Here is a 26,306-nt window from a genome sequence, read left to right as displayed (position 1 = left end):
TTAATTAATAATCAAGAGGTGATTTATGAGTGATTTAATTCAACGGGTTGTCGTCGTTACCGGAGCAAGCAGTGGAATTGGTGAAGCTATCGCTCTTTTTCTGGCCGAAAAAGGGGCAACGCTGGTGCTCGTTGCCCGGCGCATCGATCGCATCAATTCCCTGGTCGATAAAATTACCCAAACCGGTGGCCAGGCTATTGCTATTAAAGCCGACGTGACCCGCCTCAGCGAGGTTAAAAGTGTAGTGGACGTTGCTGTTGCAAAATTTGGTCGTGTTGATGTGTTCATCAACAACGCAGGCTATATGGCAATTGCTCCCCTGGCCTCGCTTAAAACGCAGGAGTGGGATCAGATGGTTGATACCAATATTAAAGGGGTACTTAACGGTATCGCTGCGGCGCTGCCCGTTTTCGAAAACCAAAAGTCAGGACATTTCATTAACGTGGCCTCGGTCGCCGGGATAAAAGTGCTGAGTCCGGGAGGTGCGGTTTATAGCGCGACAAAATTTGCCGTCAGGGCGCTAAGCGAGGGGCTGCGATACGAGGCTGGCAGTCATATCCGCACAACGCTTATCTCTCCAGGCGCCGTTGAAAGTGAATTGCAGCACGGTAGCTCTGACTCCGACAGCAAAGCGTTTCTGGGCGAATTCTATCAGCAGGCCATTCCGGCGCTGTTTATCGCCAAAGCGGTTGCTTACGCCATAGAACAGCCCGCGGAGGTTGACGTGAATGAGATAGTCATCCGCCCTACTCGCGAAGAATACTGAAGCCGCATGACGTTCCTCTGAATAAGGTAGACAGGCCATGAAATCCATCAATACGCTTGCAGACTTCTCGCTGCGTTCGGGTGCAGATATGCTGCTTGAAGTGCTTGAAAGCGAAGGCGTTGAATATATTTTTGGCAATCCTGGCACCACAGAGCTGCCGCTCATCGATGCCCTGCTTCGCCACGAAGATATTCATTATGTTCTGGCATTGCAGGAAAGCAGCGCGGTGGCTATTGCTGACGGATACGCAAAGGCATCAGGTAAAACAGGTTTTTTGAATTTGCATACCGCAAGCGGACTGGGCCACGGCATGGGTAACCTGATTAACTCACGAATCATGAAAACACCGCTTGTCGTGACGGTCGGCCAGCAGGACACCCGGCACTATGTGCGCGAGCCTTTACTTTATGATGATGTGGTGTCCATTGCTTCCCCCGTCGTGAAGTGGACAAAAGAAGTGACCAGCGCCGCTCAGCTTCCGGTGCTGGTAAGGCGAGCGTTTCACGATGCCAGCTATCCCCCGGCAGGTCCGGTGCTGCTCTCGCTCCCCATGGACGTTATGGAAGAGATGCACGATGCCAGCATTCTTGCCTCTTCGCGGGTGAATTACCATACCGTCGCCAGCTCGCTGGATGAGCTTGCGGTTGAGCTAAGCCATGTGCAGCCAGGTAAGCTGATGATGATTGCCGGTGATGAAATTCACAGCAACCACTCAACGGATGAGACTGTTCTGCTGGCAGAAATGCTGGGGGCGCACGTTTACGGTTCATCCTGGCCGTTAAATTTGCCCTTCCCGCCCCATCATCCCCTGTGGCGAGGGAATATGCCGACGGTGTCCCGGGATATCGCAAAAATCATTATGAACTACGATGCCGTCTTCATACTGGGCGGCAAAAGTTTAATCACTATTCTCTACAGCGAAGCTGAAGCTATTCCGCAGGACTGCGTTGTGTATCAGCTTTCTTCAGATATGAACGAGTTAGGCAGAACTTATCCCACCAGGCTGTCGCTGATGGGCGATATCAAAATCTCGCTTCAGCAGCTGTTACCTAAGCTCGAACGCCTGACCTATCGTAAGAAAACTCTTTTTCAGAAGCGTATTAACGAAGCGAAAAGCGAGCGTGAAAAAAGTCAGCAGCTGCTTGAGGCTGTTTTCACATTGGAATTTACTCACCCTGTTATTTCGCCCCTGGTCGCAGCCCACGAGGTTCTCCGCGCTATCCCGCCGGGCCTCACCCTCGTTGATGAGGCGATTGCAACAACCAACCACATCAGGAAATTTATTTCCGACCAACAATACCAGCGATATTACTTTATGCGCGGTGGAGGCCTGGGATGGGGCATGCCTGCTGCGGTAGGCCATTCGCTGGGGCTCGGCCGCGAGCCGGTAGTCTGTCTGGTGGGCGACGGCGCAGCAATGTATTCACCGCAGGCGCTGTGGACTGCCGCCCACGAAAAACTGCCGGTGACGTTTATCGTCATGAATAATTTTGAGTACAACGTGCTTAAAAACTTCATGAAAAGCCAGTCATCCTACACTTCCGTTGCCCAGGGGCGATTTATCGGCATGGATCTCGTCAATCCCTGCATTGACTTTCAGTCGCTCGCGGCGTCGATGGGTATTAGTGCGTGCCGGGTCACCCAGGCAGTGGACATCGCAACAGCGGTGAAGAGCGGCATAGCCAGCGGGAAGACTAATCTCATTGAGGTGATAATCTCAGCGGATTAGATAGCCCTGCCTGACGTTTGGAGCGGTTTTCCCGCTCCTCGTTTGTTTACAGCACTCTCCTTGCTCTTCGCCCCTTCTTCACCAACACTTATCATTAACGTAAAGTGCCTTTACAGTTTTCAAACTTTCTTCATAAGTATTAACATATGCGTAAATGTTCCAGATGGTTCGTCTGGACGCTCGCCCTTCTCACCTGATGAATTTGTACTGATGAAAATGATGCCACACGGAAAGTCCCGCCTGTCCCTGCTCCTGCTGCCAGCCCTGTCGCCATGGGTTTCTCCCGCCTTCGCCGGGGAGACGCCTAAAAATAACGAACAAACCATGGTGGTAACCGCCACGCCTGGCGTAGTTTCTGAACTCGACGCTCCCGCCGCAGTCAGCGTCGTTTACGGCGACGATATGCGCCAGGCCGCGCCGCGCGTGAACCTCTCGGAAAGCCTGAGCGCAGTCCCCGGTTTGCAGGTGCAGAACCGCCAGAACTACGCGCAGGATTTACAGCTGTCGATTCGCGGCTTTGGTTCACGCTCAACCTACGGCGTGCGTGGCGTAAGGATGTACGTTGACGGTATTCCTGCCACCATGCCGGATGGGCAGGGCCAGACGTCTAACATTGATATCAACAGCGTGGACAGCATCGAAGTCCTGCGCGGGCCGTTTTCTGCGTTATACGGCAACTCATCCGGCGGCGTAGTCAACGTTACGACCACAACCGGCACACAGCCGCCAACGCTTGAAGCCAGTACGTACTACGGCAGTTTTGGCAGCTGGCGCAACAGCGTCAAAGCCACGGGCTCTACCGGCGACGGCACGCAGGCTGGCGATGTCGATTATTCTGTGTCCGCTTCACGCTTTACCACCCACGGCTATCGTGACCACAGCAGCGCGCAGAAAAACCTCGGCAATGCCAAACTGGGCGTGCGCCTGGATGATGCCAGCAAGCTGACTTTCCTGTTCAACAGCGTGGATATCGATGCAAACGATCCGGGCGGCCTGACCGAACAGGAGTGGCACGACAACCCAACCCAGGCCCCGCGTGCCGAGCAGTACAACACCCGTAAAACCACTAAACAGACGCAGGCTGGCCTGCATTACGAGCGCCAGCTGACGGCGAATGACGATCTCAGCATCATGGCCTACGCCGGTGAGCGGGAAACGACGCAGTACCAGTCGATTCCCGTTGGGCCACAGCTTAACCCTACCCACCCGGGCGGCGTGATCCAGCTTTCCCGCCACTATCAGGGCATTGATTCCCGCTGGACGCACCGCGGCAACCTGCTCTCCATGCCGTTCACCTTCACGACAGGCCTTGACTACGAGACGATGTCCGAGAAGCGTAAAGGCTTTGAAAACTTTGTGGTGGAAAACGGCACCACGGTACTGGGGGAAAAAGGCAATATGCGCCGCGATGAACGCAACCTTATGTGGAACGTTGACCCTTATCTGCAGACTGCCTGGCAGTTCACCGATAAGCTCAGCCTGGACGCGGGCGTGCGCTTCAGCTCGGTCTACTTCGACTCCAACGATTTCTACGTTACCGGCGCCAACGGGGATGACAGCGGCGACGCGAGCTATCACAAATGGCTGCCTGCGGCGTCGTTAAAGTACGCGATTACGGATGCGTGGAACGTCTACACCTCGGCGGGCCGCGGTTTTGAAACGCCAACCATCAACGAGCTGTCCTATCGCGATAGCGGCCAGTCCGGGCTGAACTTTGGCCTGAAACCGTCCACCAGCGACACCATTGAAGTCGGCAGCAAAACCCGCGTTGGCAACGGTCTGTTCACCGCAGCCGTATTCCAGACGGATACCGACGATGAGATCGTCGTGGATCAAAGCAGCGGCGGGCGCACCACCTACAAAAACGCCGGTGAAACTCGCCGTCGCGGCGTTGAACTTTCGCTCGATCAGCAGTTTGCGTATGACTGGCGGGTGAAAGCAGCATGGACTTATCTTGACGCCACCTACCGTACTAACGTTTGCGGCGACGAAAGCTGTAAAGGCAACCGGATGCCGGGCATCGCCCGCAACATGGGATACGCGGCGGTGGAATACGCCCCTGCGGAAGGTTTTTATGCCGGTGCGGACGTGCGTTATATGAGTGATATCCAGGCCGACGATGAAAACGATGCGAAAGCGCCGACCTACACCGTCGCGTCGCTGAACAGCGGCTATAAATTCCGTATCCGCGAAAGCTGGCTGCTGGACGTCTGGGGACGGGTGGATAACCTGTTCGACCGGGATTATGTCGGGTCGGTCATCGTTAACGAGGGCAACGGGCGCTATTTCGAACCCGCACCGGGCCGTAATTACGGCGTTGGCGTAAACCTGAGTTATTCGTTCTTATAATGAGTTCTCCGTGGTGGATGGCGCTTGCGCTTATCCACCCTACGTACCCCCTCTCATCCGCGATTGCAAGCCTGCCCGCCAGGTAAGCAATGCGGTGAGTCTTTTATTACATTTCCGGGCATTCCACTTTGCCAATCGCGTCCCAGTAGTTTTGCTGATTGTTACGCTCCAGGGCTATTTTCGCATCGCGGACGTGGCGCTGGTTCTCTTCCGTAGACATGATTTTTGCGGCCAGCGCATCGTCAGTCATGGGCTTTTGGGTGTGGCAGGCCTTTTTCAGATCGCCCAGGATCTGTAGCTTGCTGTTCCCAAATTGCAGGTCCTTGAACGGGGAGTCGGCCAGCGCGCTGGTACAGAACAGGCAGCTTAAAAGCAGGACGGTTACTTTGGTAGCACTCATAAGATCTCCTTGAAGCATGAGCAGGGTGAGGTTTTCTTAACTATATGTACAGCGCTGTCAATGCGCAACCGGGCTGAGGCTTCGGTTCAGTCCGGCACCAGCCGACGACAGACGCCCAGCACCAGCGTTCTTAGCCAGCGGTGAGCCGGATCGACTTCGTTGCGCGGGTGCCACATCTGCGAAACGGTCAGGCCGCGAGTTTTCACCGGCAGCTCGAATACGTGAAATGCATAGTCTGCCTGATTCAGCAGGAAGGAGCCCGGCACCAGCGCAATGAGGTCGGACGCCTTTGCCACCGCAAGCGACGCCGGAAAGCCCGGCACCACGGCAGCAATATTGCGCTGCAAACCAATATCGGCCAGCGCTTCGTCTACCGGCCCCGTCACACGCTCCCGGCGGGATGCCACGACATGGCCGAATGCCACATAATGTTCAGCGTTTATCACGGGCATTGCGGCCAGCGGATGTCCTTTTCTGACGACGCCGACAAAGCGGTCCCGGAACAGCGCCTGCAGGCGGATCTCCGGCCCCATCTCCCCCAGCGTGCCAATCTCTAAATCCACCAGCCCCTCCCGCAGATGCTTTGCGCTTTTTTCAGGCTTTGGCGCAAAGCGTAAACGCGCCTTTGGCGCTGCTGCGGCAACCTCCGCAATCAGCTGCGCGCCAAACGCCTCGACAAATCCGTCGTTGGCCCGAATGACAAAGGTGCGGTCCAAAGCCGTCAGGGAGAGTCCGGCGGAAGAGGGGCTGAGCAGCGCGCGGGCCTCAAATGCCGCGTTTCTTGCCCGCTCGCGTATCTCCTGCGCGTAGGGCGTGAGCACCATGTTGCGCCCGGCTCTCACCAGCAGAGGATCGCCCGTAGCCGTTCGCAGGCGGCCTAGCGTGCGGCTCATCGCCGAAGCGCTTAATCCCAGGCGGCGGGCAGCCCCGGCCACGCTTCCTTCAGCCAGAAACGTGTCGAGGGCGATGAGTAAATTGAGATCGGGTTCAGTCATACCGCATCTTAGCATCAGATACGGCGTCTTGTGCAGGTAATAACTGCAACCGCTGCGTCTTCCGCCTTATCTCCTCGCTGGCTATAGTCCCCGCATCGACAATTCCCCACCGAACGGCAGAGGTAGTTAATGGCACTTTTTTCAGATCAACCCGGCGATGAGGGACTTCCGGGTCGCGAGCGGCGTTTAGCGACAATCGCCGTAATGACCACCACAACGATGGCGGTCTTCGACGGTTCGATGGTTAATATCGCGCTGCCGCAGATTGCAAAGGCGCTGAACGTAACGGCAGGCGCGTCCGTCTGGGTCGCCAACGGCTATTTATTATCTGCGGCAATGACGCTGGCGATTTTCGCCGCCCTTGCCACCCGCCTTGGCTTCCGCCGCCTGTTCACCTTTGGCCTGGCGCTGTTCACCTCTGCCTCACTCGGCTGCGCACTCTCTTCCTCTCTCGATATGCTGGTCGTGATGCGCATCGTTCAGGGGATCGGCGGCGCGGCAACGCTGAGCATTGCACCAGCTATCCTGCGGACAATATTCCCCAACCGGCTGCTGGGGCGCATCCTCGGTATGAACGCCCTGCTGATTGCCACCAGCACCGCCGTCGCGCCGCTGCTCGGCGGCACCCTGCTCTCTTCTTTAGGCTGGCCGTGGCTGTTCGCCATAAACGTCCCGCTGGGCGTTACCGCGTTTCTGCTCAGCCTGCGAGTTTTACCCGCTAATCAGACTAACCAGAGCAAACCCTTTGACTACGCGGGCGCCCTGCTTTCGGCTGTTATGCTGGGGGCACTGATCATGGCGGCGGTCAGCTTTGCCAAAGCAGACGCTCACGAGCTGCTCACCGCATCGGCCTATGGTCTGACCGCCGTCGCCGCAGCCGGGCTGTTTATCTGGCGTCAACGTCGTGCCGCGCAGCCGCTGCTGCCGCTGGAAATGTTCGCCTCAGCGCGATTCTCTCTTGCTGCGCTCACCTCGCTTGCTTCTTTTGTCAGCCAGGGCATCACGTTCGTCGCCCTGCCGTTCCTGTTCCAGAGCGTCTACGGCCACAGCGCTTTCGTTTCGGCGCTGCTGTTTATGCCGTGGCCGGTTGGCATCATGCTTGCCGCCCCGCACGCCGGACGCCTGGCGGACCGCTATCCGCCCGCAATGATTTCCACCGTTGGGCTCTGCGTATTCGCCGCCGGTCTGATCCTGCTCGCGCTCCTGCCGGAACAGGCTCAGATCTGGGATATCGCCCTGCGCAGCCTGATTTGCGGCCTCGGGTTCGGCTGTTTTCAAAGCCCCAATAACCGCGAGATGCTGGCTAACGCGTCGCGAGAGCAAAGCGGCTATGCCTCTGGCGTGCTGGCGATAATGCGTACTTTTGGACAATGCCTGGGCGCGGCGCTGGTCGGGGTTATTCTGTCGTTCTGGCTGCACACCGGAACCGGCGTGGTGCAGGAAGCTCAGGCGGTGCGCATGAGCCTGTGGCTGGCTGCGGCCGCTACGATTTTAGCCGTTGGCTTCAGCAGCCTGCGTAACCGACGCCGCCTGCCGCAGCGGGCCTGAGGCTATTTAAATCCGTATTAACGAGGCGCGGCGGCTGGCGTTTTGCTGGCCTTCGCCCCGTTCACCGTGATCTGACTCGCAAATTTCAGGCCGTTTTGCCTCCCCTTAACCGCTTATTCCGTCAGATAACCGCTTATTCCCCCCATTGACCGTTAAGCAGGTTTTCCCCTCCTTCGTGGTCAAATTTGGCACCCTGTTGCCCGAAAACAGGCCTCCTTCTCAGACATCAATTTTAAACATACAAATCTGAGAAGGCTTTTTCATTTGTCAGTAAATCACTGGGTTAATTATGAACAGAAACAATTTATTAAAGCATCTGCCCTGGATGGTTATCGCCATCCTCGGTGCCTGCTGCCTGGGCGTGGTTGCCCTGCGGCGGGGTGAACACATCAGCGCGCTGTGGATAGTCGTGGCTTCGGTCTCGGTTTATATCGTGGCCTATCGCTACTACAGCCTCTACATCGCGCAAAAGGTCATGCAGCTCGACCCTAACCGCGCGACGCCAGCCGTGCTGAACAACGACGGACTGAACTACGTGCCAACGAACCGCAACGTACTGTTCGGCCACCATTTTGCCGCTATCGCCGGGGCGGGTCCGCTGGTCGGGCCGGTGCTTGCCGCGCAGATGGGCTATTTGCCCGGCGTGCTGTGGCTGCTGGCGGGCGTTGTGCTGGCCGGAGCCGTGCAGGACTTTATGGTGCTGTTTATCTCCTCGCGCCGTAACGGGGCTTCCCTGGGCGAGATGATCAAAGAAGAGATGGGCCCGGTTCCCGGTACTATCGCCCTGTTCGGCTGCTTCCTGATCATGATTATTATTCTGGCCGTGCTGGCCTTAATCGTGGTTAAGGCGCTGGCAGAAAGCCCGTGGGGCGTGTTTACCGTTTGCTCTACGGTGCCGATTGCCCTGTTTATGGGGATCTACATGCGCTACATCCGCCCGGGACGCGTGGGCGAGATCTCGGTGATTGGCGTGATCCTGCTGGTGGCTTCCATCTGGTTCGGCGGCGTGATTGCCCACGACCCGTACTGGGGCCCGGCGCTGACCTTTAAAGATACCACCATCACCTTTGCCCTGGTTGGCTACGCGTTTGTCTCCGCCCTGCTGCCGGTCTGGCTGATCCTGGCCCCGCGCGACTATCTGGCGACCTTCCTGAAAATTGGCGTTATCGTCGGGCTGGCCATCGGCATCGTGATCCTGAATCCTGAGCTGAAAATGCCTGCCCTGACCCAGTACACGGACGGCACTGGTCCCCTGTGGAAAGGCGCCCTGTTCCCGTTCCTGTTTATTACTATTGCCTGCGGTGCGGTGTCGGGTTTCCACGCGCTGATCGCCTCCGGCACCACGCCAAAACTGCTGGCCTGCGAAACCGACGCTCGCTTCATTGGCTATGGCGCCATGCTGATGGAGTCATTTGTGGCGGTGATGGCGCTGGTCGCCGCTTCAATCATCGAACCCGGCCTCTACTTCGCCATGAATACGCCGCCTGCGGGCCTGGGCATTACCATGCCAAACCTGCATGAGCTGGGCGGAGAAAACGCACCGCTTATCATGGCGCAGCTAAAAGACGTGACCGCCCATGCCGCCGCCACCGTCAGCTCCTGGGGCTTTGTTATCTCGCCTGAGCAGATCCTGCAAACGGCGAAAGACATTGGTGAGCCTTCTGTGCTGAACCGCGCGGGCGGCGCTCCTACGCTTGCGGTCGGGATTGCGCACGTATTCCACAAGATCATGCCGCTGGCTGACATGGGCTTCTGGTATCACTTCGGTATTCTGTTTGAAGCCCTGTTTATCCTGACGGCGCTGGATGCGGGCACGCGTTCCGGGCGCTTTATGCTGCAGGATCTGCTGGGTAACTTTATTCCGGGACTGAAAAAAACCGATTCGCTGGTGGCGGGTATTATCGGCACCGCTGGCTGTGTTGGCCTGTGGGGCTATCTGCTGTATCAGGGCGTGGTCGATCCGTTAGGCGGCGTGAAAAGCCTGTGGCCGCTGTTCGGTATTTCGAACCAGATGCTGGCCGCCGTCGCGCTGATCCTCGCCACCGTCGTGCTGGTGAAGATGAAACGCACCCGCTATATCTGGGTTACCGTGGTGCCTGCACTGTGGCTGCTGCTCTGCACTACCTGGGCGCTGGGCATGAAGCTGTTCAGCACCAATCCGCAGATGGAAGGCTTCTTCTATATGGCCGGCCAGTATAATGAGCGCATTGCTAACGCCGGTGCGGATCTGACGCCGGAGCAAATCAGCAACATGCACCACATCGTCATCAACAACTATACTAACGCCGGGCTGAGCATCCTGTTCCTGATCGTGGTGTACAGCATTATTTTCTACGGCATCCGCGCGATTAAGCAGGCCCGTAATAACGACCAGCGAACCGACAAAGAGACGCCGTTTGTGCCGGTGCCTGAAGGCGGCATTGAGATCTCCAACGGCCATTAATCCTCCCTCTCAAGGCCCCGGATTGCCGGGGCTTTCTTTACGATCTAAAGGAGGAAAAATGTTTGATAACTTAGGTGCGGCAAAAAAGTATCTCGGCCAGGCCGCCCGCATGCTGGTGGGCATCCCGGATTACGATACCTACGTTTTGCATATGCAGACTAACCATCCGGATAAGCCCGTGATGACCTACAAAGAGTTTTTCCGTGAACGCCAGCAGGCGCGCTATGGCGGGGACGGTAAAGGCGGAATGCGTTGTTGTTAACAGGAAAAATTATGACCCCGATTGCGGTAACAGTTTTAACCGGCTTTCTCGGCGCAGGGAAAACCACCCTTTTGCAGCAAATCCTCCATAAGCAGCAGGATCATAAAATAGCGGTTATCGAGAATGAATTTGGTGAGATGCCCATCGACAGTCAGCTGCTTGGCGACGGCGCTACCCGCATCACCACGCTTGCCAACGGCTGCATCTGCTGTACCCGCTCCGGCGAGCTGGAAGCGGCGCTGCTGGATCTGCTGGACGGCTACGACAAAGGCGAGGTTTATTTTGACCGGCTGGTTATCGAGTGTACCGGCATGGCCGATCCGGGGCCGATTTTACAGGCCTTTTTCGCCCATGAAATTATTTGCGCACGCTATCTGCTGGATGGGGTTATCACGCTGGTGGACGCGGTGCATGCGGGTGCACAGCTGGATAAGTTCGCTATTGCCCAGTCGCAGATTGGCTATGCCGACCGCATCCTGCTGACCAAAACGGATATTGCCGGTGACAGCCCGGAGTTGATTGAGCGGCTGCAGCGCATTAACGCGCGGGCGCCCGTCTATAAAGTTGTACAGGGTGAGATCGACCTGGCGCTGCTGTTTGATACCCGTGGATTTATGCTGGAAGAGAACGTGGTGGTTGCGAAACCCCTCTTCCACCGCATCGCGCCAGCTGAAAACGCCGTCTCGTCCATTGTTGTGGAACTGGACTACCCGGTCGCGCTGGCCGCGGTGTCTGCCGTCATGGAAGGCCTGCTCAGCAGCTTTGCGGATAATTTGATGCGCTATAAAGGCATGCTGTGGATCGAAGAGCAGCCGTGCCGCCTGCTGTTCCAGGGCGTGCAGCGGCTGTACAGCGCCGACTGGGATCGCCCCTGGCAGCCGGACGAAACGCCGCGCAGCGCGCTGGTGTTCATTGGTCTGCAACTGCCCGAAGCCGAAATCCGCGAGGCCTTTGCCCGGCTACGGCCTGCCTGATACAACGGTGGGCTTTACAGCCCCACCGTCTCCTTCAGCGCTTTCAGATAGCGGCGGCTGACCGGCACGATTTGCCCGTCGCGCAGCAGCAGCTCCGCCTGATTTTTATCCTCCAGGCGGATCTCCTTCAGGTAATTCATGTTTACCAGGTACTGCCGGTGGCAGCGCAGCAGCGGCGTTCGCGTTTCCAGCGTGCGCAATGTCAGCTCGGTGAAGCTCTCCGTGCCGTCCTGACGGGTGACGTACACCCCGCCCACCCGGCTGCTGACAAAGGCGACATCTTCCAGCTGTAGCAGCCAGATCCGGCTGCTACTGAGGCAGGGGATAAATTTCAGCGGCTGCTGGTAGTCAGGCAGCTGCGAAACATCCTGCTGCTGATTTCCCTGCCGGAGCCTGTCCAGCGTCTTTTGCAGACGTGCCGTCTGAATGGGCTTCAGCAGGTAGTCAAAGGCGCACTGTTCAAAGGCCTGCACCGCGTACTCATCAAAGGCGGTGAGAAAAACAATGTGCGGGCGATGCTGCTCGTCGAGCATGCCGACCATCTCCAGCCCGCTGATGCGCGGCATGTGGATATCCAGAAATACCACGTCGGGACGGAGCTTATGAATGGTGCCAATCGCCTCTATGGCGTTGGTGCACTCCCCGACGATCTCAATATCGCTTTCGCCCTCCAGCAACAAACGTAAATTCTCGAGCGCCAGCGGCTCGTCATCAACAATCAGTATTCTCAACATGCGGATCCCTCCACCGGCAGTCTTAAAGTGACGCGAGTAAACTCATCGGGTTTGCAGCTTACGGTAATACCGTAATCGTCGCCAAAACGCGCGCGCAGACGTTTATCAACCAGGCTCATGCCCAGTCCATCGCTGATTTTTTCCGGCTGGTACAGCCCGGCGTTATCTTCCACCTCAATAACCACCAGCTCGTTTTCGGCGTAAGCGCGAATAATGATATTGCCGTTGCACAGCAGGTGCGAAGTGCCGTGTTTAATCGCATTTTCCACCAGCGGCTGCAGAGTGAATGCGGGCAGGCTGTGCTGTGACAGCATGTCCGGCACCTGTAAATCCACCTTCAGCTGGGTCGGGAAGCGCGCCAGCTCAATTTGCAGATAGGCGTTCACATGCTCCAGCTCGTCGGCCAGGGAGACCGTGCCGGAGGAGCGCTTAAGATTTTTGCGAAAGAATGTCGACAGGTAGTGCACCAACTGCCCGGCCTTCTCGCTGTCGTTACGGATGACCGCCATCAACGTATTCAGGGCGTTGAACAGGAAGTGTGGATTCACCTGGGCATGCAACAGTTTGATTTCAGACTGCGCCAGCAGCGCCTTTTGCTGTTCGAACTTGCCGGCCAGGATCTGGGCCGACAGCAGCTGGGCGATGCCTTCCCCCAGCGTGCGGTTGATGGAGCTGAAGAGCCGGTTACGTGCCTCGTACAGTTTTATCGTACCGATAACCCGCTTATTTTCACCGCGCAAAGGGATCACCAGCGTTGAACCGAGCTTGCAGTTGGGATGCAGCGAGCAGCGGTAAGGCATCTCGTTGCCGTCCGCATAGACCACCTCGTCATGCTCGATGGCCCGCCAGGTATAGTCAGAAGAGATACGTTTACCCACCAGATGGTGATCGTCACCGATGCCGGTAAAGGCCAGCAGCTTTTCGCGATCCGTGATCGCCACGGCACCGATATCCAGCTCTTTAAGCAGCACCTGCGCCACCTTCATACTGTTCTCTTCGTTAAAGCCCCGCCGCAGGATCCCTTCCGTAGAGGCCGCCACTTTCAGCGCCGTTGCCGAGAAAGCCGAAGTGTATTTTTCAAACATGGCGCGCCTGTCCAGCAGGATGCGCATAAACATCGCGGCGCCCAGAGTGTTGGTCACCATCATCGGCGCGGCAATATTGCTGACCAGCGACAGCGCGTCCTGAAAAGGCCGGGCGATAAGCAGAATGATCGCCATCTGCACCATTTCCGCCACAAATGTGACGCCGCCTGCCACCAGTGGATTAAAAATTTTATCGGGACGCCCGCGCTTGATAAGCACGCTGTGAACAAGGCCGCCCAGCAGCCCCTCCGCAATGGTGGAGATCATGCAGCTGAGCGCCGTCATTCCGCCCATGGAGTAGCGATGAATGCCCCCGGTCAGCCCCACCAATCCCCCGACCGCCGGCCCACCCAGCAGGCCGCCCATCACGGCACCAATGGCGCGAGTATTGGCAATCGAATCTTCGATATGCAGGCCAAAATAGGTGCCCATAATGCAGAAGATGGAGAAGGTGATGTAGCACAGCAGCTTGTGCGGCAGCCGCACGGTAACCTGCACCAGCGGAATAAACAGGCGTGTTTTGCTCATCAGCCAGGCGATAACCAGAAACACGCACATTTGCTGTAACAGCAGCAAAACTAAATTGAATTCATACATATCCGGACATCCGTTATCCAACACGCCGCGACTGTACCCTGCAACGGAAACTATTTCTTTGAATCAGCCTGAAGTTACCGAAACGCGCCGTGATAACGAGCTAAATTCATCAGCACATCAAGCGTTTTTTAGAAAGTGTCGGCAAGCGGCTTGATCGCTACAGCCTCCGGTCCAAGACTGGATATAATCACAGTATATAAAGGCGTCTTTTGAGGCATTTATGCTTCTGCTATGCTTCTGTAGTGCCTGGTAAATACGTAGCGATCCGCTCACGCTGCCTATATTGTCCACTATACTCAGGAATACTTATTTATGCTGTGCAGTAGCGTTTCTGAATAAATCGTCCGTAACAATATACAAGTATAATTTTGAAGCGAATTAACCAACGGTATAAAAATGAACAGAGAACATATATCAGACAAACTTATGGGCGTCACTTCTTTCAACCTGAACTTATTAACTATTTTCTGCCTTATCTATTCCACAAGAAGCATTACTGCTGTATCAGAGATATTGGGGGTAACTCCGCCCTCGGTTAGTCAGTCATTGCAAAAGTTGCGGCTTCATTTTCAGGATCCCCTTTTCATTCGTCATGGCAACTCTATTTCCCCTACTCTTTTTTCTGACGATCTTTATGTACAAACGCATAAACTTATTGAACAAATAAGTGACGCTGTCAATCACGTTGAAAAAACAAACAAAAGGGAAGAACTGGTAATCTACTCTCCCTTCTCTCTCGTGCTGCACGATCTACCCACCCTGCTAAAAAAGATAAAAGATGACAAAATACCTTATAAAATAAAATACATAGAAACGAACGTCTATCTACCTGATGCAGATGAGCTCCTCAACTTACGAAAAGTGGATGTTATTTTCTCCGCGGCACCTATCATCAATCCGGCATTGAAGTGCATTCAATACTCTAAAACAGAATTCGTTTTGGTTTGCCGTAGCACCAATCCTTACCATGAAAAAGACATCACATCAGAGCAACTAGAAACGCTTGATTTTGTTGGGTATATAAACTCAGACAGTTACGTAAAATACATTCAAAAGACCTCTATGGAGAGTGTTGGGAGTCGGCATTTCGTCTTTGAAACCAATTCTGTTCTGGCTCAGTTATCCGTCCTTTCACAAACTGACTGCATTGGTTTTGTTTCCAGCAAAACATTTTTTGACCTGGCTGGTTTTTTTAATCTGCGAGCGATAAAGCCTTTATTTCCTGTTCCAAAAATAGATATCTACATGACGTACCGCAAGGAAATGGAAGCATCAAATAATTTTCGGTTTTTTTTACAAATCCTTTTAAATAGGACCAGGCCATAATTAATTTTAAGTACGCTCATATGAATACGCTATGAAATTTAAAACTTTATTTTAATACCGACGATGCCACCATAATTTTTATTCTCTCCCGCCAGGGATTTTTCGTAGCTCATTGTACCGGTAAGCGAAACGCTGTTGTTAAACTGATGATCTTTCCCGGCAATAACCTGCCCCGATGTTCCTGATGTATTAGCGGTGAAAGGCACAGCGCCATCCTGCGAACTAAATTCCGTGCTGCTTTTCCCTTTGAACTCATGCAGGAGCCCCGGACGTAGCCAGAGCGTCGTTTGGGTCTGTTTATTCCTGTTTTTCTCTTTGCCGTTATGATCCCAGGTCTGGTGAAAACGTAAGCTTACCCGGCCTGTAAGCGACTCGCTTTTACTAAAGTTAACGGTAGCGGCATCATCATCAAGACGGTCCAGCTTTGCGGTTGAATAAACCAGCTGCGCCTGGGGTTCAACGAAACGCTTCACGTTTTTGTCAGGCTGCCATGGGTATCCTGTCTCCAGCGAGGCAGCTAAACCATAGCCCTTTGTCTTCACCGTAGCCAGGTCGTGCGGTGAAGACTCCGCATAATAGCGATTGTATTGCGCAACGGCATCCAGATAGGTGCCCGATGGTGTAAAATGAGTCCAGTAAACGCCTGCACCCCACGATTTGAGGGCATTCCTGCCCGCAAATTCACCCTCAGCGTGCGTGACCTTGCTATTAATTTTGCCCAAACTCCCCGTCACGCCGGCAAAATCGGAACGCCCTTCTTCATTCCTCCTACGGTATAAATCGATGCCCAGCTGAATGGCATTCAGCGTAAACCGTGATTCGGATTCATTTAAATCCAGACGTCCTTTTTTATAGATGGCACGCCCCCAGCTCATTGAAGGCGATGCTTCGGCTCTTTTAATATTTTCCGGGCTGGCGAATTGCTCGCCGGTACGTTCATGGAGGCTGTCCATGAGCATGCGATTGTAGAGTAAAGCCAGCTGCGGAAGCTCTTTATACAGCGAGGTTTCAGCTCGGTAATCAGGGACGACAGGTCGCTCAACAACCGGATCAGGGGGTGCCCCTTCCCCATCATTGCCTGTCTCATCGCTGCCTTCTGGCGGTTGTTTTCCCGGATCAGGCTTATTATCTGATGGAACGGCAGGGATTTCATCATCAGGTTTATTATCTGGTGGAATGGCAGGCGTTTCATCATCAGGCTTATTATCTGGTGGAATGGCAGGCGTTTCATCATCAGGCTTATTATCTGGTGGAATGGCAGGAATTTCATCATCAGGTTTATTCGGCGGGATAACGATATCATTGCCCGGGCTATCGGTTTCTTTATGTGAACGCAGGTACCACGCCTGCTCATTACTCCCGTCCACGCTTGATCGATATAGTGTGTACTGATACGGCCCCGCCTTCACTTTACTTAACAAGCTGAACGCTCCGGCTGTCGTGGTCCCACCATTGATGGCATCCACGACTTTAATACCGTTGCCGCGAGTCAGTGCGCCGCTGCCGTTGGTATTCGAGATTTTAAGATTGGTTGAGCCATCGGCATGTCCGCGATTAATCACCACCTGGTCCGAGGGGGAATTGTCATCGTGCAGATGCGTATTTAACGCAATTGTTCCGTTGTCGCCGTGATAATTATTCACCGTCAATGACTTATACTGATGGTTCTCTGACGTACTGAAATGAATAAGGCTTTGATTATTACTTAGCGTACCGAGCACAGAATTATCGGTTAAGAACCACAGGCTGGTGTTGTTCAGCGCGACTTCTGAATGTGCATTGTCCTGCGTTAACGCCGCACCGGTAGCCACACTCCCGGACAGATTAATATTAGCGTGACCCTGCAAATTACCCGCCCCATTGTTTACCTGTAACCACTGCCGTTCTCCTGTCACCCGGCTGTTCTGCATAGTGATATCCGCATAACCGGTGGTTTCAATGCCGTGGCCATGCTCCCCTGAAAGGGTCGTGTTCATTAAATTTGCCTGCCCGGTCCAGGCATCTGTTCCCTGAACGGCCAGCGCCGCCGCATTTTCGCCGTGCGCTGTGACCACGACATTATTCGCCTGAACCCGCCCGCCGTTGCTCGCCAGAATGCCGTGAGATAGCGCACCGTCGGTGGTTATCACAGTATTATTAGCCGTCAGCCCGGCACCTGCTTCAGCCCAGAGCCCAAGTGAATTATCACCATGCGTTGCCAGCGCGACGCCGTCCAGCGCCATTTCAGCGGTTTCAGATTTATATTTGCGGCCAGCAAACGCACCGGCCGCATTATCACCCAGCGTTTCGACGGAAACATTTGTCGCGGTCAGCCCCACGCTGCCCGGTTTTAGCACGCCGATACCGGCATATAAACCGATTGAGTTTTCCCCCAGCGTTTTGACTGACAGATTTCTCAGGATGATGCTTCCGCCGTCATCGGCGGTGGCACCGTAGGCCTGAGCGCCTTTTGTCACCAGGGTGGTTCCATCAACGGTGAGCATTGCACCGGGGCTGCGTGAGGCCAGGGCGTGAGGGAACGTGAGATTTGACTGTACCGGCGAGCCGTTGCCAGTCGTGGTGACGCTGCCTCCCGTTACCGTTACCGTAGCACCGCCGTTCGCCACAATCCCCATCGCATTATCATTGCCGGAGGTATTAATATGGCTGTTGGTGATGACTGCGGTGCTGTTGGCGACGCCAATACCGGTACCATAATCACCGGAGGTGGTTATTCTGCTTGTGTTCACCTCAAGCTGGCTGCCGCTGCCGGCACTGATCCCGCCGCTGGGGCTTTGCGTAGTGAAAATCTCGCTGTCTTTCAGAAGCAAGGATGAACCAGCTCCCTGAAGCAATATCCCCGGCGACCACGGACCAGTGATGCCCGAGCCTGCGGTAGTCAGCATTTTACTGCTGTAGATTTCGGCACTAGCTCCGTCGTTGATGTTCACACTTGAGCTGCGTGCGCCACGCGTTTCAATAGTTGTGTCGCGGATCAGGGCGCGGGAACCCGCACCTTCCACGGAGACACCGTGGCTTGTCATGCCGGTGGTGGTTAAGGCAGAGTGGGTCACGGAAACAGACGCCCCCGAAATGGCGCGAGCAGCGGCACTGGAATGCAGCGCATTTCCCGGACCGCTGACGGAGACCGTGCTGTTAACAAGGGAAATTTCGCTGTTCGCGCCTTCGGCACGGATTCCACCCTGATTTGTTCCGCTAACGTCGACAGACAAACCGGTCCCGCTGATAGCCGCACCAGACAATGCGTGCAGGGCTGCGGTGGTCGTCGTGCTGGTTGCCGTGCCGGTGGTCTCAACAAGAGTGTCAAATAAGGAGATCCGGGCATTATCTTCGGCTCTTACAGCACTCGCGCTCACGGCAGAAGAAGTTAACTGGAGGTCTCGTCCGGTAACCACGGTGTTTTCACCACTGGCCAGTAATACATGACTCAGGCTGAGCGTTTTTTCGTTATCCAGCGGGGCGGTAGCTGATATCGCTGCCCCTGACGTCTCTATTTTTCCACCGTTCTGCAGATTAACGTTGGCACCGCTACGCGCCCATAATCCAGTAGCCCCTTTGCCCGTAGTCTGGATGAGGCCGCCTGAAATCGTCGCCTCCGATGGACCATCGATGACTACCCCATGTCCATAGCCCCCGCCGGTGTAGATGGCGGTATCTTTTAAATCGAGTTTCCCCCCTTCGGTTGCCTTTACACCATATGCCGAGCCGCCGGTCGTGTTGATTGAGGCGTTTTCTGCATACAGCTGGCTTCCAGCGCTCTCTACAGTAATGCCATGACTGCCGCCATTATTCCCGCGAGTCCCGGTGGTCAGAATTTTGGTTCCCTCCGTAAGATTGATTCTGCCTCCTTGTCCTGCTGCTACGCCTACCGCCCCCCATGAAGACGTCAGTAGAGAGGAATTTTTCAGGGAAATTTCAGCGTCATCGCCGGAGACGACAGCGCCCCCATTATTATTCCCCTTTGCTCCCCCGCCGAGGATAACACTGGTGTTATCCAGAACCACACGGCTGCCAGAATTAACAACAATTCCTCTCATGTCATTTGCGGTCACTGTTGCGCCAGTACCCGTTTTGGGATCCATTAATACGGTAGTATCCGTGAGGGAAATATGACTATTCTCAGCGGCGCTGATTCCGACCTGACCCTTTGCTCCGGCAGCGGAGACAGCATTGTTTTTAATGCTTCCCAGGCTTAGAGAAATATTCGTATTGTTTTCTGCTTTGATGCCTGTGGTCCTGGTCGCATACATTTTTATATTTTCATCAACATATAAACCTGAACTGGTAATACCTGCATTTCCGGATGTGTTCACGTCGATGTCTGCATTTGCATCCATGCAACCAAAGCTTAGAACCCCGGCAATCAGGCTCGCGGATGTTTTTAAATGAAGAGAACAAGGGGCGTGATGAGCGTCCGTTGACAAAATTTTAATTATTTTCATATGAATGCCTCCAGACACCATAGTATTCTTGCAGCAGTGATCAATAAAAATTCATGGCAAGCATGAACCTTCCCATTACGCTCAAGGCAATGACGAAATAAATGCCTTAAAAAATAACCAGCGCACCTTATTCAATCATGTTAAATAAATATGCCAGCCACTAACATAAGCAGAATTTAATTGCGAATTAATTTGTGTTTAATCGTATGCAAGTGAAAATGTAATAAAAAATTAAATGAGAGGCGTGGTAGATCGCGTGATGCATTCCTGGAAAGGTATTTTCTCTTTCTCTGCTGCGACTGCTGGCTCCCGACCCTGCAAAAATAAATTCATCAGCACATCAAGCGCTTTTCAGAAAGTGTCGGCAAGCGACTTGATCGCGATAGCAATTCAGTTAACACTGTATGTATTCACAGTACATATGAGTAACCGATCATGATGTTGTACCGTCTTGACGTCAGCCTGAACTCCCCGACGCTTCCCCTTTACCTGGAGCGCATCTCTGCGGGTTTCCCCAGCCCGGCGGCAGATTATATGGATGAGGGGATCAACCTAGTAAAGCACCTGATCTCCCACCCTTCTGCAACCTACGTGCTGCGAGTCTCGGGCGAATCGATGCGGGATGCCGGTATTCTGGACGGCTCATTGCTGCTGGTAGACAGCAGCCTGCGGGCCGACCATCACGATATCGTTGTCGCCTGCCTGAACGGTGAGTTCACCGTGAAACGCCTGGTGCTGCGCCCCACCCCGCACCTGCGAGCAGAAAACCCGGAGTATGCGCCGATTTTGCTTAATGATGAGGACGATACCCGCATCGTGGGCGTTGTCACTACCGTCATTAATACTTTTCGTCGCGTTTGCACCCGCCAGTCAGCAAGTTGATCGCGCTATGTTTGCCCTTGTCGATGTGAATTCATTTTATGCCAGCTGCGAGCTGGCCTGGAATCCAAAGCTACAGGGCCTGCCGGTGGTGGTGCTTTCCAATAACGATGGCTGCGTGATCGCCCGCTCGGCAGAAGCTAAAAAGCTGGCTATCACCATGGGGGCGCCCTACTTCAAACAGCGGGATATCTTCGAGAAGCATAACGTTATCACCTTCAGCAGCAACTACGAGCTGTATGGTGATATGAGCTACCGGGTAATGGATACGCTGGAAGAGATCTGCCCACGCGTGGAGGTTTACAGCATCGATGAAGCCTTCGCCGACGTAAGCGGTATCCCCGATCTGGACGCTTTTGGACGAGAGATCCGCAGGACTATTTATAAACGCACCCGGCTGACCGTAGGGGTGGGCATAGCGCCCACCAAAACGCTGGCAAAGCTCGCCAACCATGCGGCCAAGCTTTGGACGCAGACCGGAGGCGTGGTCGACCTTTCCAGCCGTGAGCGGCAAAGAAAGCTGATGGCGCTGATGCCTGTCAGCGAAGTGTGGGGCGTGGGGCGGCGAATTGGTAAAAAGCTGAACGCAATGGGGATCGACAACGTAATCCAGCTGGCAGACAGCGATCTGCGGTTTATCCGCAAACACTTCAGCGTCGTACTGGAAAGAACGGTTCGCGAATTGCGCGGTGAGCCCTGTCTGGTATTTGAGGAGTTTGTGCCGATAAAGCAGGAAATTATCAGTTCCCGCTCGTTCGGCGCCCGCGTGCAGGATTACCGCTCCGTTCGGGAAGCGATATGCAACTATGCCGCACGCGCCGCCGAAAAACTTCGCGCCCAGCACCAGTATTGCTGCTACATCAGTGCCTTTATCAAAAGCAGCCCGTTCGATCTTCACGAACCTTATTACGGCAACAACTGCGGCACCCGCCTTATGACCCCCACGCAGGACACGCGCGATATTATGGCGGCGGCGACTCGCTGCCTGGATGAAATCTGGAAGAACGGGCCACGCTATCAAAAGGCGGGGGTCATGCTGGGGGATTTCTACAGCCAGGGCGTAGCGCAGCTGAATTTGTTTGACGATCGTGCTCCGCGCCCCAACAGTGAAGCCCTGATGAGCCTGCTCGACGAGGTGAAAAAGAAAGGTATGGGTAAACTCTGGTTTGCCGGGCAGGGCATTCAGCAGGAGTGGCAGATGAAACGCGCTCTGCTTTCCCCAGCCTGGACAACAAAAATTACGGATGTTCCTGTTGCTTACGCCCGCGGCTAGTTCCCCTAATAATCATTACTTATATCTTGTGCGATAATCTGTTGATGAATAGCGGAAAAAACGGCGCTTTCGCCTTCTCTTTGGCGGCCTTTTTTTGCATTATTCGCAAACGATAACCCGCAGATAAAAGGATGCACTATGCCTACAGTGGACCCGCAGCAGCTCGCCAGACGTATTGATACGGTGCTGGATATTCTGGTCGGCGGCGATCACGCCTCGGCGATTAACAATCTTGAGATCCTGAAGGCGGAGCTGCTGAGCATTGCCCGCGGCAAAGCGCCGCAGGACGGCGAGTTGAAAAAATCGCCGTGGGAGATTTGAGACACCTGATATTTCCTCTCCCGCAGGAGAGGAAATCATTTATCAGAGGCTTAAAGAACCAAAAGCGCCCTGCCAGTCTTTTTCAAAGGTAGCGATGGCGGCGGTAACGGCGGGTGTCGTCAGCAGCTGATCGGCGACGTCTACCGGTAAGGTGATGGACTCACAGCCCGCCAGCAGGCAGGACATGGCCTGATGCGGCGTGCGGAAGCTCGCGGCCAGCACTTTGGACCGTGGCGCATGCAGCGTCAGCAGCTGCTGCAGGTCCTGAACCATCTGAATGCCGTCGCCGCCCTGCGCGTCCAGGCGATTCACATACGGCGCAACATATTCCGCACCGGCCAGCGCGGCCAGCAGCCCCTGTGCCGCACCGTAGACAGCGGTGCCAAGCGTTGGGATGCCCAGAATTTTCAGCTGTTTCATCGCCGCAAGGCCTTCAACCGTCGTCGGTACTTTCACTACAATTCCCGGTACGCGGCTGGTCAAAAGCTGCGCTTCACGCACCATCTCATCCGCATTTGCCGCAATGACCTGGGCAAACAGCTTGCCTCCTCCACCCAGCGCATCCTGCAACGCAGGTAATACCTCCCAGATCGGCTTGCCAGCTTTGGCAACAATCGATGGGTTAGTCGTCACGCCCTGCAGTGGCAGGACGCGGGCCAGCCGCTTAACGGCAGCCGCGTCGGCGGTGTCTAAATACAGTTCCATAAGGTTCTCCAGATTCGTTGCAGATCTCATTGCCGTCATCATAGCTTCGCCTTCTGATTGATTCCTGATCGAAATCAATAAAACTTTCATTCGAAACCTATTTAATTTACGAAGGAAAGTTAAGGGGCGTAATTATGCTTTTCAATATCCAGCGTTACTCGACACATGACGGCCCGGGCATCCGCACGGTCGTCTTCCTGAAAGGCTGCTCTCTTAGCTGCCGCTGGTGCCAGAACCCTGAAAGCCGCGCCCGCACGCACGACATCTTATTTGACGAACGTCTCTGCCTCGCCGGGTGCGAGCTTTGCCAGCATGCCGCGCCGCAGGCGATCTCCCGCATAGATGAAAAAATGGTTATCGCTCGGGAAAAGCTCACCGAGGGCGACATTCTTGCTTTAAACGACTGCTGTCCGACGCAGGCGCTGACCGTGTGCGGCGAAACCCAAAGCGCAGACGCCATTATGGAAAAAGTGCTGCGCGATAAGCCATTTTACGACCGCAGCGGCGGCGGCATTACCCTCTCGGGCGGCGAGCCGTTTATGCAGCCTGAAATGGTACGCACGCTGCTGCAACGCAGCAAAGAAGCCGGAATCAATACCGCCGTAGAATCCTGCCTGCACGTGCCGTGGAAATATCTCGAACCTTCACTCCCGCATCTGGATCTGCTGCTGGCGGATCTGAAACATGTAGATAAACAACGCTTTAAGCAGTGGACGGACGGCAATGCCGACCGGGTGCTGGATAATTTTCGCAGGCTTGCCGCCCACAATGTGGAGATGACCATTCGCGTGCCGCTGATCCCCGATTTTAACGCTGATAAGCGGTCAATCCGTGCTATCAGCGATTTTGCTGCCGACGAAATCGGCGCGAAGACAATTCATTTTTTGCCCTACCACACCTTAGGTATTAACAAATACAAACTCCTGAACGTGCCCTATCTGGCAGCGCAGAAGCCCCTTGACGCGCCCGACCTGCTGCAGTTTGCCGAACAGTATGCCAGCCAGAAAGGCATGACCGCCTGGATAAGAGGATAAACATCATGACCGAACTCAACCTGAACTTTCTCAGCCCGCGCGTCAAAGCGCACAAAGAAGCGCTGATCCATATCGTGAAGCCGCCGGTGTGTACCGAGCGCGCCCGGCATTACACCGCGATTTATCAGCAGCATCAGGATAAGCCGCTGCCGGTTCGCCGCGCGCTGGCGCTGGCGCATCATCTGGCCAAACGCACCATCTGGATCAAACACGACGAGCTGATCGTCGGCAACCAGGCCAGCCACGTGCGCGGCGCGCCGTTCTTCCCGGAATATACCGTGGGCTGGATTGAAACAGAGATCGACGAGCTGGGCGACCGTCCGGGCGCGGGCTTCTCTATCACGGAAGAAGACAAAGCCGTGATGCATGAAATCTGCCCGTGGTGGAGGGGCCAGACGGTGCAGGATCGCTGCTACGGTATGTTTACCGACGAGCAGAAAGCGCTGCTGGCAACCGGCATTATCAAAGCCGAAGGCAACATGACCTCCGGCGACGCGCATCTGGCGGTGAATTTCCCGCTGCTGCTGGAACTGGGGCTTGATGGCCTGCGCGAAAAGGTCGCCGAACGCCGCGAACGTCTGCACCTCACCGACTGGGACGATCTGCATAAAGAGCAGTTCCTGAAGGCGATCGATATTACTTTCTGCGCCCTGAGCGAACATATCCTGCGCTTTGCGGCGCTGGCAAAAGAGATGGCGGGCAAAGAGTCCCGCCCTGCCCGCCGCGACGAGCTGCTGGCAATGGCGGATAACTGCGAACGCATCGCCCACCAGCCGCCGAAATCCTTCTGGCAGGCGCTACAGCTGAGCTACTTCGTACAGCTGGTGCTGCAAATTGAGTCCAACGGCCACTCCGTCAGCTTTGGTCGTCTGGACCAGTACCTTTATCCCTGGTATCGCCGCGACGTTGAGCTGGAGCAAACCCTGGGCCGCGACCAGGCTATCGAACTGCTGCAAAGCTGCTGGCTTAAGCTGCTGGAGGTGAACAAAATCCGCTCCGGCTCGCATTCCAAAGCCTCGGCGGGCAGCCCGCTGTATCAAAACGTGACCATCGGCGGCCAGACGCTGCTCAACGGGAATGCGGTCGATGCGGTCAACCCGCTCTCTTATGCCGTACTGGAATCCTGCGGCCAGCTGCGCTCAACCCAGCCAAATCTCAGCGTGCGCTACCACGCGGGAATGAGTAATGACTTCCTGGACGCCTGCGTTCAGGTCATTCGCTGCGGCTTCGGTATGCCTGCCTTTAACAACGACGAAATAGTTATCGACGAGTTCATCAGGCTCGGCGTCAGCCGCGAAGATGCCTACGACTATGCGGCGATTGGCTGCATCGAAACCGCCGTCGGCGGCAAGTGGGGCTACCGCTGCACCGGCATGAGCTTCATCAACTTTGCCCGCGTCATGCTGGCAACGCTTGAGCATGGCCGTGACGCCACCAGCGGGAAAGTATTCCTGCCGCAGGAAAAGGCGCTATCTGAAGGCAGCTTCACCTCTTTCGACGAGGTGATGAACGCATGGGACGAGCAGATTCGCTACTACACGCAGAAATCCATTGAGATCGAATGCGTGGTGGATACCGTTCTGGAAGAAAACGCCCACGATATCCTGTGTTCTGCGCTGGTGGATGACTGCATCGAACGCGGTAAGAGCATCAAACAGGGTGGCGCGAAGTACGACTGGGTTTCTGGCTTGCAGGTGGGGATCGCCAACCTGGGCAACAGCCTGGCGGCGGTGCGTAAGCTGGTGTTTGAACAGGGTGTGATTGGTCAGCAGCAGCTCGCCGAAGCGCTGGCGAACGATTTTGACGGGCTTAGCGGCGAACAGCTGCGCCAGCGTCTGATCAACGGCGCGCCTAAGTATGGCAATGACGAAGATGAAGTGGATCTGCTGCTGGCGCGAGCCTACCAGACCTATATTGATGAACTGAAGCAGTATCACAATACCCGTTTTGGGCGCGGGCCAATTGGCGGAACTTACTACGCGGGCACCTCGTCAATCTCTGCAAACGTCCCATTTGGCGCCGCAACTATGGCAACGCCTGATGGCCGTAAGGCGACAACTCCGCTGGCGGAAGGGGCAAGCCCGGCATCGGGTACTGACCGTCTGGGACCGACTGCGGTAATAAGCTCCGTTGGGAAATTGCCAACCAGCAAGATTCTGGGCGGCGTACTGCTTAATCAGAAACTGAATCCCGCCACGCTCGATAACCCGCGAGACCGTGAGAAACTGATGTTTATGCTGCGCACCTTCTTCGAAGCGCATAAAGGCTGGCACGTGCAATACAACATCGTTTCCCGTGAAACGCTGCTCGATGCCAAACAACATCCTGACAAGTATCGTGATTTAGTGGTGCGTGTAGCAGGTTATTCGGCATTCTTTACGGCCTTATCTCCGGACGCGCAGGATGATATTATAGCCCGAACTGAACATACTCTTTGATAACTT

At 55.0% G+C, this 26,306-nt stretch carries 19 protein-coding genes; 13 read left to right on the top strand and 6 right to left on the bottom strand.

Annotated elements, in window-relative coordinates:
- Positions 1–25 precede the first annotated feature (25 nt).
- The 3 genes from ACA108_10005 to pqqU all read left to right on the top strand — a co-directional run bounded on the left by ACA108_10005 (position 26) and on the right by pqqU (position 4,844).
- The gene (locus tag ACA108_10005) at positions 26–766 is read left to right on the top strand and encodes an SDR family oxidoreductase (GenBank protein ID XEX97799.1); all 741 of its coding nucleotides are present in this window, start codon (positions 26–28) and stop codon (positions 764–766) included.
- A gap of 37 nt (positions 767–803) precedes the next feature.
- Entirely contained in the window at positions 804–2,495 is a 1,692-nt protein-coding gene (locus tag ACA108_10000) for a thiamine pyrophosphate-binding protein (protein XEX97798.1), read from the top strand.
- A 219-nt stretch (positions 2,496–2,714) separates the two neighbouring features.
- A complete protein-coding gene (pqqU, locus tag ACA108_09995; GenBank protein ID XEX98070.1) occupies positions 2,715–4,844 on the top strand; it encodes a TonB-dependent receptor PqqU in 2,130 nt (709 codons plus the stop codon).
- Positions 4,845–4,950: 106 nt separating this feature from the next.
- Here pqqU and ACA108_09990 read toward each other — a convergent pair whose 3' ends face one another.
- Complete coding sequence (locus ACA108_09990; protein XEX97797.1) at positions 4,951–5,244, bottom strand: YicS family protein; 294 nt, start codon at positions 5,242–5,244, stop codon at positions 4,951–4,953.
- Positions 5,245–5,330: 86 nt separating this feature from the next.
- On the bottom strand, positions 5,331–6,239 hold the full coding sequence (locus ACA108_09985; GenBank protein XEX97796.1) for a LysR family transcriptional regulator: 909 nt from the start codon (positions 6,237–6,239) through the stop codon (positions 5,331–5,333).
- A gap of 129 nt (positions 6,240–6,368) precedes the next feature.
- Here ACA108_09985 and ACA108_09980 point away from each other — a divergent pair, with 129 nt between their 5' ends.
- The 4 genes from ACA108_09980 to yjiA all read left to right on the top strand — a co-directional run bounded on the left by ACA108_09980 (position 6,369) and on the right by yjiA (position 11,466).
- Positions 6,369–7,787, top strand: a complete 1,419-nt coding sequence (locus tag ACA108_09980; protein ID XEX97795.1) for a DHA2 family efflux MFS transporter permease subunit — start codon at positions 6,369–6,371, stop codon at positions 7,785–7,787.
- Positions 7,788–8,076: 289 nt separating this feature from the next.
- Positions 8,077–10,230 (top strand): carbon starvation CstA family protein, encoded by a 2,154-nt coding sequence (locus tag ACA108_09975; protein ID XEX97794.1) that lies wholly within the window; start codon positions 8,077–8,079, stop codon positions 10,228–10,230.
- A 58-nt stretch (positions 10,231–10,288) separates the two neighbouring features.
- Positions 10,289–10,492 carry a YbdD/YjiX family protein gene (locus ACA108_09970; protein XEX97793.1) on the top strand — a complete coding sequence of 68 codons (204 nt, stop codon included), beginning with the start codon at positions 10,289–10,291 and terminating at the stop codon, positions 10,490–10,492.
- Between the two features lie 11 nt (positions 10,493–10,503).
- Positions 10,504–11,466: a GTPase gene (yjiA, locus tag ACA108_09965; protein ID XEX97792.1), complete on the top strand. Its 963-nt coding sequence runs from the start codon at positions 10,504–10,506 to the stop codon at positions 11,464–11,466.
- A 14-nt stretch (positions 11,467–11,480) separates the two neighbouring features.
- Here the strand turns inward: yjiA and btsR are convergent, their stop codons facing one another.
- Entirely contained in the window at positions 11,481–12,200 is a 720-nt protein-coding gene (btsR, locus tag ACA108_09960) for a two-component system response regulator BtsR (protein XEX97791.1), read from the bottom strand.
- Complete coding sequence (locus tag ACA108_09955) at positions 12,194–13,882, bottom strand: LytS/YhcK type 5TM receptor domain-containing protein (protein ID XEX97790.1); 1,689 nt, start codon at positions 13,880–13,882, stop codon at positions 12,194–12,196. The genes btsR and ACA108_09955 overlap by 7 nt, the downstream gene beginning before the upstream one ends.
- Before the next feature lie 396 nt (positions 13,883–14,278).
- Here ACA108_09955 and ACA108_09950 point away from each other — a divergent pair, with 396 nt between their 5' ends.
- Entirely contained in the window at positions 14,279–15,208 is a 930-nt protein-coding gene (locus ACA108_09950) for a LysR family transcriptional regulator (GenBank protein ID XEX97789.1), read from the top strand.
- A gap of 38 nt (positions 15,209–15,246) precedes the next feature.
- Here ACA108_09950 and ACA108_09945 read toward each other — a convergent pair whose 3' ends face one another.
- On the bottom strand, positions 15,247–19,650 hold the full coding sequence (locus ACA108_09945; GenBank protein XEX97788.1) for an autotransporter outer membrane beta-barrel domain-containing protein: 4,404 nt from the start codon (positions 19,648–19,650) through the stop codon (positions 15,247–15,249).
- A gap of 435 nt (positions 19,651–20,085) precedes the next feature.
- On the opposite strand from ACA108_09945, the gene umuD reads away from it, so the two are divergent.
- From umuD to ACA108_09930, 3 genes are all read left to right on the top strand, one after another.
- The gene (gene umuD, locus ACA108_09940) at positions 20,086–20,532 is read left to right on the top strand and encodes a translesion error-prone DNA polymerase V autoproteolytic subunit (protein XEX97787.1); all 447 of its coding nucleotides are present in this window, start codon (positions 20,086–20,088) and stop codon (positions 20,530–20,532) included.
- Positions 20,533–20,539: 7 nt separating this feature from the next.
- Positions 20,540–21,802 carry a translesion error-prone DNA polymerase V subunit UmuC gene (umuC, locus tag ACA108_09935; protein XEX97786.1) on the top strand — a complete coding sequence of 421 codons (1,263 nt, stop codon included), beginning with the start codon at positions 20,540–20,542 and terminating at the stop codon, positions 21,800–21,802.
- 138 nt (positions 21,803–21,940) lie between these two features.
- Positions 21,941–22,123 (top strand): hypothetical protein, encoded by a 183-nt coding sequence (locus tag ACA108_09930; GenBank protein ID XEX97785.1) that lies wholly within the window; start codon positions 21,941–21,943, stop codon positions 22,121–22,123.
- 42 nt (positions 22,124–22,165) lie between these two features.
- On the opposite strand, the gene fsa is transcribed toward ACA108_09930, so the two are convergent.
- Positions 22,166–22,828, bottom strand: a complete 663-nt coding sequence (gene fsa, locus ACA108_09925) for a fructose-6-phosphate aldolase (protein XEX97784.1) — start codon at positions 22,826–22,828, stop codon at positions 22,166–22,168.
- Between the two features lie 134 nt (positions 22,829–22,962).
- Between fsa and ACA108_09920 the strand changes: the two genes are divergently transcribed.
- On the top strand, positions 22,963–23,862 hold the full coding sequence (locus tag ACA108_09920) for a glycyl-radical enzyme activating protein (GenBank protein XEX97783.1): 900 nt from the start codon (positions 22,963–22,965) through the stop codon (positions 23,860–23,862).
- 5 nt (positions 23,863–23,867) lie between these two features.
- Entirely contained in the window at positions 23,868–26,300 is a 2,433-nt protein-coding gene (locus ACA108_09915; protein XEX97782.1) for a formate C-acetyltransferase/glycerol dehydratase family glycyl radical enzyme, read from the top strand.
- Positions 26,301–26,306 lie beyond the last annotated feature (6 nt).

Source organism: Dryocola sp. LX212, from assembly GCA_041504365.1.
GTDB lineage: Bacteria > Pseudomonadota > Gammaproteobacteria > Enterobacterales > Enterobacteriaceae > Dryocola.
The sequence above is the reverse complement of the archived record's forward strand: the minus strand, read 5'-3'. Positions and strand labels throughout refer to the sequence as shown.

Excerpts from the sequence above, each read along its gene's own strand:
- ACA108_10005 (XEX97799.1), top strand. The coding sequence starts at position 26 with ATGAGTGATTTAATTCAACGGGTTGTCGTCGTTACCGGAGCAAGCAGT.
- ACA108_10000 (XEX97798.1), top strand. The coding sequence starts at position 804 with ATGAAATCCATCAATACGCTTGCAGACTTCTCGCTGCGTTCGGGTGCA.
- pqqU (XEX98070.1), top strand. The coding sequence starts at position 2,715 with ATGCCACACGGAAAGTCCCGCCTGTCCCTGCTCCTGCTGCCAGCCCTG.
- ACA108_09990 (XEX97797.1), bottom strand. The coding sequence starts at position 5,244 with ATGAGTGCTACCAAAGTAACCGTCCTGCTTTTAAGCTGCCTGTTCTGT.
- ACA108_09985 (XEX97796.1), bottom strand. The coding sequence starts at position 6,239 with ATGACTGAACCCGATCTCAATTTACTCATCGCCCTCGACACGTTTCTG.
- ACA108_09980 (XEX97795.1), top strand. The coding sequence starts at position 6,369 with ATGGCACTTTTTTCAGATCAACCCGGCGATGAGGGACTTCCGGGTCGC.
- ACA108_09975 (XEX97794.1), top strand. The coding sequence starts at position 8,077 with ATGAACAGAAACAATTTATTAAAGCATCTGCCCTGGATGGTTATCGCC.
- ACA108_09970 (XEX97793.1), top strand. The coding sequence starts at position 10,289 with ATGTTTGATAACTTAGGTGCGGCAAAAAAGTATCTCGGCCAGGCCGCC.
- yjiA (XEX97792.1), top strand. The coding sequence starts at position 10,504 with ATGACCCCGATTGCGGTAACAGTTTTAACCGGCTTTCTCGGCGCAGGG.
- btsR (XEX97791.1), bottom strand. The coding sequence starts at position 12,200 with ATGTTGAGAATACTGATTGTTGATGACGAGCCGCTGGCGCTCGAGAAT.
- ACA108_09955 (XEX97790.1), bottom strand. The coding sequence starts at position 13,882 with ATGTATGAATTCAATTTAGTTTTGCTGCTGTTACAGCAAATGTGCGTG.
- ACA108_09950 (XEX97789.1), top strand. The coding sequence starts at position 14,279 with ATGAACAGAGAACATATATCAGACAAACTTATGGGCGTCACTTCTTTC.
- ACA108_09945 (XEX97788.1), bottom strand. The coding sequence starts at position 19,650 with ATGAAAATAATTAAAATTTTGTCAACGGACGCTCATCACGCCCCTTGT.
- umuD (XEX97787.1), top strand. The coding sequence starts at position 20,086 with ATGATGTTGTACCGTCTTGACGTCAGCCTGAACTCCCCGACGCTTCCC.
- umuC (XEX97786.1), top strand. The coding sequence starts at position 20,540 with ATGTTTGCCCTTGTCGATGTGAATTCATTTTATGCCAGCTGCGAGCTG.
- ACA108_09930 (XEX97785.1), top strand. The coding sequence starts at position 21,941 with ATGCCTACAGTGGACCCGCAGCAGCTCGCCAGACGTATTGATACGGTG.
- fsa (XEX97784.1), bottom strand. The coding sequence starts at position 22,828 with ATGGAACTGTATTTAGACACCGCCGACGCGGCTGCCGTTAAGCGGCTG.
- ACA108_09920 (XEX97783.1), top strand. The coding sequence starts at position 22,963 with ATGCTTTTCAATATCCAGCGTTACTCGACACATGACGGCCCGGGCATC.
- ACA108_09915 (XEX97782.1), top strand. The coding sequence starts at position 23,868 with ATGACCGAACTCAACCTGAACTTTCTCAGCCCGCGCGTCAAAGCGCAC.